We start from the raw sequence: 11,873 nt of genomic DNA on the forward strand, positions 1-11,873 counted from the left end.
TACATACAGTCGTACATGACTTGGACAACTTGGGTCTTTTCTTGGTCTGGTGGTCATAGCACGAGCAAAACACCTGGTCCCATCCCGAACCCAGCCGTTAAGTGCCGTCGCGCTGATGGTACTGCGTCTCAAGACGTGGGAGAGTAAGTCGCCGCCAGACCTAGAAAAGACCCCGATATCTCTCAATACGATCAAGCCTCTCGTCACCACTAAGACCATGAGGCAAATATTGCCGCGGGATGGAGCAGCCCGGTAGCTCGTCAGGCTCATAACCTGAAGGTCGTAGGTTCAAATCCTACTCCCGCAACCAAATCTATCAAAGAATACAGCCGCTTAAGAGCCGCCCTCAGGGGCGGCGTTTTGCGTTCCAAGCCCGTGTCAACACTGTGTCAACAGAACCCCGACGCCCCGTGTCAACGAATGGCGCCGTGTCGCGCCGAACTCTCCGCTTGATCGAGCCGCGCCCGCGAGCCTGATGGTCCCCGCACCACGACGGGAGACCACCCATGCCCAAGACCAACGACGCTGCGCTCGCCGCCTTCATCGCGCTCAAGGCCGAGATCGACGCGGCCCTCGACCGCATCCGCGCCGCCAGCGACGACCACTTCTTCGCCAGCCCTGCGGACGTGCACTGGGGCCATGTCACGGCCCTCGCAGACCACGTGGCACTGTTGAAGCGCGTCACGGACGCGACCTACGACGAGGGAGAGCACGCTCCCTGACGGCACTACATGTTGTGTGCACAGTGCGCCTAGAATACAATTGCCCCGATTCCCTTATTGGATAGGAGCGGCGAGTTCAGGGTGGGGACCGACAAGGACGATCTGCCAAAGCACTTGGAGTTCATCCTGGACGTGGTCGAGCGCCACGCCCGAAACTCGTTTGTCCTCAAGGGCTGGTCAGTCACGCTGGTCGCTGCCGTGTTCCTGTTGGCCGTGAGGGGAGCTGAACCGGCGCTCGCCATGGCTGCGGGACTTCTGCCGTCCCTGACCTTCTGGGCTTTGGACGCGTACTATCTTCGGCAGGAACGAATGTTCCGCGCGCTCTACAATCACGTGCGGAAGGCGGAGCCGAGCCATGACAGCCGCTTCAGCCTCGATGCCCGGTCGTTCGCCGGTGAGGTTCCGAGCTGGTTCCGCACGTTGGGCGCCACCCCCGTGCTCTGGTTCCACGCGTCTGTCCTCGCAGTTGTCGTCGTTGCGCTGGCATTCTTTTCGTTGAGACCTCCCGATGCCCCGTAAGGTGTTTTTCAGCTTCCATTACGACGACGTCACGCGCGTCAACGTGGTCCGGAATTCGGACCAGATCACAAGGCGGTATGCGAAGGCTGCCCGGTTCCACGACAAGAGCCTATGGGAAGAGGTGAAAAAACAGGGGCCGCTCGCGATCAAGCGGATGATCAACGGCGGTCTCGACGGCAGCTCGGTCACGTGCGTCCTGATTGGTAGCCAGACATGGCAACGCCGATGGGTGCGCTACGAGATCATCAAGAGCCTTGCTCGCGGCAACGGCATACTCGGCGTGCGGATTCACGATGTGGGGTTCAAGTCGGGGCAGCCGACAAACGCTCTTGCCGGGCTCTTCGGAACATCGCCGCCTTCGAACGCGCTCGCAGGCTACGGATCCCGCCAGGAGCCCACACTTGGTGGGCTACTGGGAATGGCTACGGAGCGGCCGGAAAACTCTCTCCTCGGCGCCCTGCTGGCTGGCGATCAGAGCCTCGCACCAACGCCGCAGCCGGGACCGAACCCGCTTCGCTTTCTCGGTTACACGGTCGACCGGCGCTACGGGATGGTGCGGTTTCATGAAGTCGGCCCAAATGGGCAGTGGCGCGAATACACGGAGGTTCAGGCTGTTCCGCTGCGCTCGCTTCCCTGGCTCCCGAGGCTGAAGGATGCCGACAACCTCGAAAACCTGTTCCATATCTACGACTGGAAGCTGGACTATGGGTCGTTCTACTTCCCGACATGGATCGAGCACGCCGCTGCCCAGGTCGGACGTTAGGCCGCCGCCGTCGCCACCCCATCCAGCCGCACCGCGACGCTGGTGATGCCATTCCCGGCCGCCTCCACCGCGACTCCGATGGGGAAGCGCCCGGCGGCCGGCGTGGTGACTTCCTTCGCGGTGTTGTCCCACGCCACGTGCGCGCCGACCGTCAGCACCGCCGCACTGGCCTTCGGCAACTGGAACACGCCGGTGGTCGAGAACTCCACTGGGTCGCCCTCGGCGGCCGAGTAGGCGGCGATGCCGAAGATGCTGCCGACGATCAGCGCGTCGCCCGAGGCGATGCCGCCCGCGGGCGTGGTGACCCGGACGATGTGACCGTTCTGAAGGTAGTTCTTCATCTCAGAGCCCTTTCGAGGATTGGATGCGGACGACCGAGATGCGGTCGGTCGCCCCTGCGATCTGCCGGTTGAGGTCAGAGAGCGCGGCGGCCATCTCGCCGTCGCTCGCGTAGGTGACACGCTTGCCGTCGTATTCGACGGTGCGAACGCCCCGGTAGCGCGCGGCCATCAGGGCGTCGCGCCAGGCGCTGAGTTGGGCGAGGTCGGCCACGTCACGCCCCGGCGTTCATGAACCAGCCCCGATGGTCGATGAACCCCGCGCCGAAATCCAGGATCACCCGGATCTCGACGCCGTCGACGTCCCAGCCCGAGCGGCTCTCGACCTGCGGGCCTTCCGCGCCCGAAAGGTAGGCGAACTCCAGCCCGTCGATCTCGCCGGGATCGGCGGTCACATACCAGCGCGTGGCGCTGGACAGGCGCGGCTCGACCACCAGCGAGAGCGAGCCCGAGAACGGGTTCACGTCGGCCGCCGTCGCGGGCGCGATGCTGGCCAGCCACTTCTCGGCGGTGGTCTCCAGCGCGGGCGGCACCAGCAGGTTGCGCGGCGTCACGCGAATGGTGCGATCCTCGATGCCCTTCTGGGTCCGCAGCGCGAGCCGGGCGGCCGAGAGGGTCGTGTCGGAGATTGCCGCCCCGGTGCCCGCCTTGTTGCCGTGATCGGCGTGGAACAGCGTCTTGCCGTCCGACAGGGTCGGCCCGTTGCCGCTGCCCGTCTCAAGGAGGGTGACGAGGATCCGCGCCTCGGTCTCGGCCGCGGCCTGACCCATGCGCCGGGCGAGGTCCGCGAAGGCGCCGAGGTCGTCGTTGACCAGCACCTGCCGGGTGATGCCGATCTTCCGCGCCCAGGTCTCGACCTTGTAGGCCTCGCGCGCCTCGGCCATCGTCCCGGCCTTGATCTCACCGTGTTCGTTCAGCTTTTCGAGCAGCGGCGCCTCGCCCAGCATGATCTTGTTCACCGCGCGGAAGTCCCGCGCCGTGGTCTGGCGACCAAGGCGGCGGATGCCCGAGGGGGCCGCCTGGTAGGCGTCGCGCAGCACGCGACCCACCGTGTCCCCGAGGATGATCGGGAAGTCGGAGGTGGTGTGTAGCGCGCGTGTGACGAGGCTCGCGGGCGACAGCGCCATGGTGGACTCACTGCGGAGCGTCAGCAACTCCTTCGCCATGTCCACGGGCGTCGAATAGGCGTAGCGTCGGGCGGGCTCGCTCAGCTCGTGGCGCGGGTTGATCCGAGCGTAGAGGGCTTCGCCCATTTGGCGGGCCCGGAGCGCGGGCTCGTCCTGGCTCTCCCCCATTTCGACGCGGACCTGTTCCGTGCGGATCGACGGCGCGCTGCGCTTCGCCAGCGCCTCGAAGGCCGCGCGGCGGGCGGCGTCGGGATCGGCGCCCCCGTCGATCTGGCCGTCGATCCAGGACTGGTCCAGCCCGGCGATGCGTGCAATGGAGCGGATCTCGGCGTTCGCCTCGGCGCGCGTCTCGGTGGTCGAAGCCTCGGGCGGAGCCGGGGTGGTGGTCGTGTCGGTCATCTCTGTCTCCATGCGAATGTGGGCGCCGGGGTCGGCGGGTGTCGGCACCAGGGAAATCTCGTGGGGTGTCCAGCGGATGGCGGTCAGCACGCGCGCGCCGTTCTCGGTGGTCTCGGCCCAGTCCTCGACGGAGTAGCCGACCGAGACATGGCGCAGGATGCCCGCCAGCACGTCCTGCCAGACCGGTTCCACCTCGGGCCGAGCCGAGAACTGGATCAGCGCGGTGCCACGCTTTCCATCCACGGCGGCGCTGCGGACGGAGCCCAGCACATCGCGGACGGCCGTCTGTCGATGCGCGTCCAGCACGCTCGCGCCTTCGAGGCGCGACAGGTCCACGGCCTCGGGCGCCAGGCTCAGCCGCTCGATGTACTGTCCCGCCATATCGCGGCGACGCACGGGCGCGCCGGTGGACCAGACCACCTCGACGGTGCGGCCTTCCGGATCGGCCGTTGCGGGCGTCAGCGTGGCGCGGCGGGTGAGCAGTTCGAGCGTGTCAGCCATCGGCGTCCTCCTTCTGCGGCGGCGCCGCCGTCTGGCCGAAGGTCAGCCCCATTCCGTCCGCGCGCTCGCGGTCCGCGGCGATCTCGGCATCAACCTGTTCGGCGTCGTAGCCGCGTTCGGAGATCGCCTGGGACCGGCTCTTGAGCCCCGCGCCGATCGCGAGGATCTCGGCCTGCACGTCCTTCATCGGATCGACGTAGTCGAACTTCGGCGGCAGCCATTCGCAGCCGAGATAGGCGTCCGGGTTCCGGTCGAAGTCCCGCGCGGGCAGGTCGCCGGTCAGCACCGCCAGGCGCACGAACCGCTCCCAGACCGGGCGGCAGAACAGGTGGACGACCACGTTGTGCTGCAGCTGCTCGACGCGGCGGCGGAACTCGATCAGCCCCGCCCGGATCGAGGAATAGGTGACACCCTCCAGGTCGCCCGAGACCAGCTCGTAGGGCAGGCCGAGCCCCGCCGCGACGGCGCGGAGGTGGTTCTTCACGAAGGGCGCATAGGCGTCGTGTTCGGTCGGGTTCGAGAACCGGATGTCGGTGCCGGGTGGCAGCGGGATCAGGCTGCCGGGCTCCATGCCCACGGTCAGCGCGCCGCCGGTGTTGGTGCCGGAAAGCCCGCCTGCCGTGCCGTCCGGATCGGTGATGAAGCCGGTGAACAGCGCCGCGACCTTGGCCTTCACCAGCGCGGCATCCTCGAACTGGTCCAGTTCGTGCAGCCGCAAGAGCAGGGTGCAGGTCCATGGGAACCTGCTCGCGATCCAGAAGCTCGAGGTGGAGGGGGATGGCGGCGGCATCGCTGGCGACGCGCAGCCTCGCGAAGCTCTCGCCGCTCTCGACCATTGCGCGAACGGCCAAGGCCTGCAGCCCGTAGAAATCGGCCAGCCCATCCGGGGCGGCGTTATCCGTCCAACGCAGCCAGAGCGCCTGCAGCCGTTCGCGCACCGCGCGGTCGGGATGGGTGGATTGCGGCTTGATCCCGGCGCCAACGACATTGCCGACCAGGCTGTCGACCGCCGCCGCGACCCAAGGGTTGTTCCGCGCATACCACCCGGCCCGCCGCGCCGCCGTGGTCGCGCCCGCCAGGATCGCCGCGTTCAGCCCATCGACGGTCCGCGCTCCCTCCCAACGCCGCCCGCCACCCGCAGCGTCGAAGCCGCGAGCGCGCGCGAGGCCGAGAAGGCGATGGAGGAAGGTCCGCATGGGCGGCAGAATCGCCCAAAGTGGACTCTCAAGCTATTGGGAATGTTTGGGAAATGTGCATCCCGTCGGGGGAGCGGAGAAGGCGGAGACCACGTGCGAGATTAGCGCCTGTTCACATAAAGACTCGGCGCTACCGCCGAAAAGTCAAATGACCTAGTTTGCCGGCCGTTATTCAATTTTTCTTTCTGAAAGCGATTACGATTCTTCCACATCTTAAGAACCTCGGGCTGCAGTCGCTGCAATTCTTCTTCAAGGTGCTGAGCCAGTGGGAAATTGAAAATTGTTGACTTGGTCAGATGAAACCCGTCACCCACAGTCAGCCAGTAATCGAAAAACAGACGGGACGAGAGAACCCCGAGAGCAGTGAGGAAGTCTTTCTCGCTACCGAAGCCTAGGACATTGCTGCTCCCATCAAGTTCGTCGCGAAAGCCAATATAGTTCCGCGCAACTGATCCAATTGTGAGCCGATAACGTGACGAGCCACAAATTAGCGACCCAAGCCGCTTCTCGTCGAAACTCGCCCGAAGATAATCAGCTATCAATTGATTGGCGGGTCGCGGAATTTGATCATCAAGGCGATAATCAGTAACATCATAGAATGTTGGAACAGAGGAGAGCAGGCTCGTTCGCTCTCCCTTGCTCCATCTCTGAAGTGCCGAAGCATAAACCCTCGGTGTTTTTGCAGGGGCAACGCTAAGAATTGAGCATCGCTGGCTATTCGCCTTGTTCGTATTTGTATGCTTGGGCTTCCCGGACTTGAACAAAGTATCTGGGATGTTGTCATAATTTGATATCGATATCTCCGAGTTGAGCCTCTGCAGGCGTGACCGCAGCGCGCTGTAGTCTCGACTGAAAGCTATCGACAGGGGAACAATGAAGTGTAGATGAGCGGGTTTGCGCGACAGCTCCAAAGAACGCTCAATAAAGTCAGCATACAGATTCTTCCATTTGGACGAACCTTTCTGATTCGCCACAAAAGGCGGATTTCCAAAAAACACACCAAATCGATCTGTGGCGGGAAACTCATAGGACCGAAAATCCCCATGGATCAGTCTTACTCGATCAAACTTTATGTCCCAGCACTGCTCTAGAGTCTCAATTTGATCTCGAATAAATTCGAGTGCTTGTTGGTTTATGTCTACTAGGTCTGCGCTAATCAAACGAACGATTTGCGGCGATAGTCCTTGATTAATCAGTCCCTTGATTAGGGAGAAGAACAGCGCTCCCGCGCCGGCGGATGGCTCAACGAAGTGGGCGCCTTCGAGAAGGTCCTGCGCTGAAAGAGAACTTGCGATGTTTCGGCGTTCGAAGAAAATCTGCCAGAAATGATCGGCAACATCGGCGGGAGTGTAGTATGCTCCAGCCAGCTTTCGTTTGCTCTCGGACTTACATTCCGACGAGTATGAGAGTTCAGCTTCCGCAGTTTCGGCGGCCGAGACAGCCACTTGAGCGTCAAGCGCCCATACGGATGTCGAGCCCACGCTGCAGGTAGTCGTTTCGTGGACGTCGTGCCGGATCGGTGGGGACGGCGAAAGGTCGTTCATGTAAGTTCCTTATCTCCCCGATGCCTTTGTCTTGGTTCGTCTGGCGTAGGTATTCTGCTCGGTCAGTGTTGAAGACAAGGCGATACCCCGGGCCAGGCAACAGAAGCGCATCATCATAAAGCCGATGGTGCTCAATACACAGAGCGAGTCCATTTGTTACATGATTTGGCGAGCCCTCAACTGAGTGAGGAATGATATGCGCTGCCTGGACGATCGCCAGCTGGCGATCACAGACACAACATGTTTGCCCGTACGCTTCAAGAACCCACTTCTTGAACCTGGGATCCCGCGGATATGCGGTGCGCTCAAACGTGAATTTCTCCCGTTCCCCGGCTTCATCGACTTCAATTTCACCGCTTGCACCTAAGCCAGCATCAGCGAAGGTTTCGGTATGCCGTCCGACGAGATTGACAATCGCATGTTCACTGCGCAGAGCATGAAAATGTTCGACATTCTCAAGATAGAACCCCAATGCCGATGCGGGCAGCGCGATTGCAAAACTCTGTTCGCCAAGCTGCCGTGCCATGAATTGATGCACCGCAGCCTGTTGCGTTGATACCGATACTCTCTGGGATTGCCGCGCGTAGACCGACACGACAGTCCTTGCTTGTAGGGAGAATACGTGTCGCGGATCCCATGCCACGAAAGTGTCGCCAGTATCGAAGAAACCGATAAAGGCAACGCGGTCTCCTCGCGCTTGCCTCGCCCTTTGCTCTTCAATGATCCCACGCCCTAGCTGAATTCGAACCTCATCATCATTGTCACGAGCGTTTCCCGAGTCATGAACGTAAGAAACGTGTGCGGAATAATGCGCGTCATTGAGCGTCATTTGCACTGGATTCTGTCGGTCAATAATGCGGAAATTCTCTGAGTAGGGCGCGAGCGCGTCCCTTACAAAGTAAAAGAGGAGATTGCGGTCGAGCGCCATTACAAGTACTCAATCAGGTGCGCCACCATCTTCTCGCCCAGCAAACACGGTACGGCGTTACCGATCTGCTTCTGGACCGACCTGCGGTTCCCAAAGAACTTGTAGACCTCTGGAAATGTTTGAATGGCTGCGACTTCAGGAACGCGAAGGCGGCGGTTATCCCAGTGAAATGGTCCCACCCAAGGACCCGGCTGGGCTGCGATAGTTATAGAGGGCTCTTCCGGATGTAGCTTATGGAGAAAATTCCAGAAGCGTCCACCAGTTCGGAATTTTCGACCATCATAGCCCTTCAGTTTTGAGAGCGCGATATAGTTCTTGCCTGGTGGCACATGAGTGAGTTCATAGAAGTAGTTTCCGTTAGAGGCGTCCTCTTGGGGCTCGCGGAAATCGTCAGAGGCGTATTTCGAGATGAAGGCGCCGACCCCGGTATACGGCTGGTAGCCATTCATTAGTTCAGGCTTGGCGGGATCGCCATGAGTTGGGTGCGGTTGAGGGATGGGGGTTCTAGCCTTCCGTACGCCAAAAACAAATACGCGCTTTCGCTTTTGCGGAACGCCAAAGTCGGCGGAGTTCGCTCTGTAGACGGTGCATGCGTATCCAAGAGCTCTTGCCTCGACAAGAAATCTCTCGAACGTGGCAATATTCGTTGGATGCAGAATGCTTTCGACGTTCTCGAAAATAAAGCCCGATGGCTGCAGTTCAGAGACGGCGCGAAGAAACTGCCCGATCATGTTCCGTGGATCTTCGTCGATAAGCCGGTTGTCGTTCTTCACCCAGTAACCGTTCTTCGAAAAAGGCTGACATGGTGGCCCCCCGATCAGGATCGTTGGTTCGTCCGTTCTCAGCTGGGTGAAGTCGACACTCTGAATGTCGACTGCGAAAATTTCAGGATTGTCGATACTGGTGCGGTTCAGGCGCAGCGTCTCTGCAGCATCGGGGTCATTCTCGACACATGCCACAATCTTGGCGCCAGCATTCTTGGCTCCAACGTCGAGACCTCCTGCTCCAGAAAAGATGCTGACACAATTCACCAATGGCTGCTCCTCCGGTCACTTCGCGACACCGCCTGGCACGAGACTGCGCAGATTGTCGCAAATGTTCTTTAATTGTTCGTGACCCGAGTCTGCGTGCTCGGGCCTTCGGTATCCCCTATTTGGTATCCGAAGCCGGTCTGCGTTTCAACATCTTGCGTCAGCGAAGACACTATCGCATCCACGCGGACCGGATCACCCCCGCAGTCGCCGCATCCGTTCGCGTCTGCGCTGTACTCACCCCCTCCGCCTCTTCGTTCAGCCTGAGCCCCATGCTGATGAGCCCGTGCAGGGCGGCGTGGGCGTAGACGAAGGTGTCGAGGGCCTCGTTGCGTTCGCCGTCGCGCTTGGGCTGCCAGGAGCGGATCGGGCGTCCGCGCTCGAAGCGGGTTACGACGCGCTCGGCGGTCAGCTGGCGGAAGTAGTCGGCGTCGAGACGGCGCGGGAAGTGGATCGCGCCAGGGCCGGGCTCGGTGAGGCGCAGGCGGGCGTACACGGCGTCCTTCACCGCGTCCACGCCGACGATGAAGAGCGGGATCTTGCCCTTGTTGGTCCGCGTCGGGCGGCGCGGCCAAACCGGGATGCCGGGCCCGCCGCGGCCCTTGATCGCCCAGATGCGGCGGGCGAGGCGGGTGCGGCAGAACTCGTAGGCCATCTTGGTGTGGTGGCCGCCGGTGTCGATGGCGGCGGCGCGCACGGGCAGGTCGAGCCCGGCGGGATGTGGGAAGGCCGCCTGCAGCACCATGTCGAGATCGGCCCAGAGGCGCGGCCCGGATGGGTCGCCCCACAGCACGCGGTAGTCGATGACCCACGCCTCCTCGTCGCGGCCCCAACCGATGATCTGCACCTCGATCCGGTCGCCCTGCACGTCGACGCCCGCGGTCAGCACGGCGACGGAGGCGGGCAGCGCCTCGCCCCAGTCCTCGCGCCGGGCCATCAGCGGATCGGCCGGAACGGTGTCGCCCGCCTGGTCCTCCCACGACTCGCCCAGCTTGGTGTTCACCCAGACCTGCAGGCGGGGCGGGTCCTTGCGCACGCGGCCGTGCTCGGCCGCGATCTCGGCCCATGTCTCCCAAGGGGAATAGAGCGCGGAGAGGTGGAAACCCGCGGTGCGGCCGTCGCCCTCGGCGGTCGCGCGCCACTCGCCCGCGGCCAGCAGGCGCGGCTTTTCGTGCTCGTGGTGGACGCCGCCGCAGGCCTCGCAGACCAGATGCGCCTGTTCGCGGCGCCCTTCGGGCCAGCGGATGCGTGCCCAGGTGATCGGGGCCATGTCGCCGCAATGCAGGCAAGGGACGTGGTAAAAGCGCCGGTCGCTGTGCTCGAAGGCGGCCTCGATGCGCGAATGGCCCTTCAGCGTGGGCGTGGACACCATGTAGATCTTGCGCCGGCCGCGGAAGGTGGCGGTGCGCTGGATCGCCAGATCGACCGGATCGCCCTCGCCGTCCGCGTCGCCGGGATAGCCGTCCACTTCGTCCAGGAACAGGTAGCGCACCGGCGTCGAGCGCAGGCCCACGGCGCTGTTTGCCCCGGTCATCACCAGTTGCCCGCCGGGGAAGGACTTGCGGAACAGGCTGTTCCCGGCGTCGCGGGACCGGGGCGCGGCGACCAGTTCGCGCAGGGCCGGAGTCGCCTCGATCAGCGGGTCGATGCGCACGGTGGTGTTCCGGCGCACCATGTCCAGCGAGGGCATCACGAGCATGGCGATGCCGGGCGCGTTCTGGATGATGTAGCCGAGCCAGTTCAGCCCGGCCTCGGACCCACCCGTCTGCGCGCCCTTCATCAGCACGACGCGTTCCCAGAGGCTGGCGGTCGATAGCGCGTCCATCACCGCGCGCAGGTAGGGCGTGCGGTCCGTGCGCCAGCGGCCGGGCTCGGCCGAGGTCGGCGGCAGGATGCGGTGGCGGTCGGCCCAGTCCGAGACCGGAATGGGAGGTTCGGGGCGGATGCCGCGCCGCCAGGCGAGGTCGATGTCAGGCACCATCACCGAAGCTCCCCAGCGGCAGATCAGCCAGGTGCTCGAGATGCTCGCGCATCATCCGGTCGAGGGCGGCGAAGGTGGCGCGGGGATCGGCCTCGAGCTCGGCCGCCAGCAGCGGCGCCGTGCGCTGGACCCATGCGAGGTGCGCATCGCGCTCGGCACGGGCGCGCGCGAAGACCGTGCGCCGCGCCTCGTCGGCATCGATCAGCTTGCCCTGCTCGCGCTCGAAGGCCAGCCGGGCGCGCTGGACCTTGACGATCTCGTGCAGCCGCTTCGCCTCGGCCAACGTGGCGGTGCGGGTCGTCGCCGTGGGCGCGCCGCCCTTGTAGCGGCGGGCGGGGTCGAGGTTGGTCTCGATCCAGGCGAGCCCCTCGGCCACGTCGATCCGCCCGTCGCTGCGCACCGGCAGCCCCTCGGCCACCAGCTGCGAGATGCGCCCCTTGGTCAGCCCGACACGGGCAGCGAAGGCGGTCTTGGTCTCGGTCCCGTCGAGTTTAGGCATGACCGGCCCTCACGCTGGCGAGCCAATGCGCTGCGCGTCCCCACATACGAATGTGCGCAGGAGGAACCGCCGCTTTCCCGATCCTTTCGCCTTGACCGCGCCTCGGGCGGGCGAGCTCGGCCCTGCGAGTGACGCAGCGGTGACGCAGGAATGACGGGGTTTCCGGCGCAAGTCCCTGAAAGTGTTGAGATGACGCACCTCCCCCAGCATCCTTTTGAATAGGGGGGAACGGGATGATGATTGGGGAGAGGGATTTTCCCCATATCAAAAAGGTTGAAGCCAAGTGCGTCATCTCAACACTCTCAATGGGTTAGGGGCCAAATCG

The 11,873-nt window shown here is 63.4% G+C and carries 12 protein-coding genes, 1 tRNA gene, 1 rRNA gene and 1 pseudogene; 5 read left to right on the forward strand and 10 right to left on the reverse strand.

Going from position 1 to position 11,873, the window contains the following annotated elements; all coding sequences use genetic code 11:
• Positions 1-45 precede the first annotated feature (45 nt).
• The 5 genes from rrf (at position 46) to Q344_RS25215 (ending at position 2,004) form a co-directional block, all read left to right on the forward strand.
• Positions 46-160 (forward strand): 5S ribosomal RNA (gene rrf, locus Q344_RS0117045).
• Between the two features lie 73 nt (positions 161-233).
• Positions 234-310 (forward strand) — tRNA-Met (locus Q344_RS0117050).
• Between the two features lie 196 nt (positions 311-506).
• Complete coding sequence (locus Q344_RS0117055; RefSeq protein ID WP_028287829.1) at positions 507-722, forward strand: hypothetical protein; 216 nt, start codon at positions 507-509, stop codon at positions 720-722.
• A gap of 114 nt (positions 723-836) precedes the next feature.
• A complete protein-coding gene (locus Q344_RS24265) occupies positions 837-1,241 on the forward strand; it encodes a hypothetical protein (RefSeq protein ID WP_156954733.1) in 405 nt (134 codons plus the stop codon).
• Complete coding sequence (locus Q344_RS25215) at positions 1,231-2,004, forward strand: TIR domain-containing protein (protein WP_051630770.1); 774 nt, start codon at positions 1,231-1,233, stop codon at positions 2,002-2,004. Before Q344_RS24265 ends, Q344_RS25215 begins: the two co-directional genes overlap by 11 nt.
• On the opposite strand, the gene Q344_RS0117070 is transcribed toward Q344_RS25215, so the two are convergent.
• From Q344_RS0117070 to Q344_RS0117105, 10 genes and pseudogenes are all read right to left on the reverse strand, one after another.
• Positions 2,001-2,345, reverse strand: coding sequence for a DUF2190 family protein (locus Q344_RS0117070; RefSeq protein ID WP_028287830.1), 345 nt, complete (start codon positions 2,343-2,345; stop codon positions 2,001-2,003). The two genes, Q344_RS25215 and Q344_RS0117070, sit on opposite strands and share 4 nt — an antisense overlap.
• Before the next feature lies 1 nt (position 2,346).
• Complete coding sequence (locus Q344_RS0117075; protein WP_028287831.1) at positions 2,347-2,556, reverse strand: phage head-tail joining protein; 210 nt, start codon at positions 2,554-2,556, stop codon at positions 2,347-2,349.
• A gap of 1 nt (position 2,557) precedes the next feature.
• Positions 2,558-4,369 (reverse strand): prohead protease/major capsid protein fusion protein, encoded by a 1,812-nt coding sequence (locus Q344_RS0117080; protein WP_028287832.1) that lies wholly within the window; start codon positions 4,367-4,369, stop codon positions 2,558-2,560.
• Complete coding sequence (locus Q344_RS24275) at positions 4,362-5,159, reverse strand: phage portal protein (protein ID WP_229669170.1); 798 nt, start codon at positions 5,157-5,159, stop codon at positions 4,362-4,364. Before Q344_RS24275 ends, Q344_RS0117080 begins: the two co-directional genes overlap by 8 nt.
• Positions 5,104-5,565, reverse strand: a pseudogene (locus Q344_RS26600) (phage portal protein); the annotation flags it as partial. The pseudogene Q344_RS26600 and the gene Q344_RS24275, both read right to left, overlap by 56 nt.
• Before the next feature lie 101 nt (positions 5,566-5,666).
• The gene (locus Q344_RS26150) at positions 5,667-7,109 is read right to left on the reverse strand and encodes an Eco57I restriction-modification methylase domain-containing protein (protein WP_156954734.1); all 1,443 of its coding nucleotides are present in this window, start codon (positions 7,107-7,109) and stop codon (positions 5,667-5,669) included.
• Complete coding sequence (locus Q344_RS25615; protein ID WP_084178472.1) at positions 7,018-8,037, reverse strand: HNH endonuclease; 1,020 nt, start codon at positions 8,035-8,037, stop codon at positions 7,018-7,020. The genes Q344_RS26150 and Q344_RS25615 overlap by 92 nt, the downstream gene beginning before the upstream one ends.
• Entirely contained in the window at positions 8,037-9,068 is a 1,032-nt protein-coding gene (locus Q344_RS25620; RefSeq protein ID WP_211249928.1) for a DNA cytosine methyltransferase, read from the reverse strand. The genes Q344_RS25615 and Q344_RS25620 overlap by 1 nt, the downstream gene beginning before the upstream one ends.
• 172 nt (positions 9,069-9,240) lie before the next feature.
• Positions 9,241-11,049: a phage terminase large subunit family protein gene (locus Q344_RS0117100; RefSeq protein ID WP_028287833.1), complete on the reverse strand. Its 1,809-nt coding sequence runs from the start codon at positions 11,047-11,049 to the stop codon at positions 9,241-9,243.
• Entirely contained in the window at positions 11,039-11,548 is a 510-nt protein-coding gene (locus Q344_RS0117105; RefSeq protein ID WP_028287834.1) for a hypothetical protein, read from the reverse strand. Before Q344_RS0117105 ends, Q344_RS0117100 begins: the two co-directional genes overlap by 11 nt.
• Positions 11,549-11,873: the final 325 nt, after the last annotated feature.

This window comes from Pseudooceanicola nanhaiensis DSM 18065 (assembly GCF_000688295.1).
Lineage (GTDB): Bacteria > Pseudomonadota > Alphaproteobacteria > Rhodobacterales > Rhodobacteraceae > Pseudooceanicola > Pseudooceanicola nanhaiensis.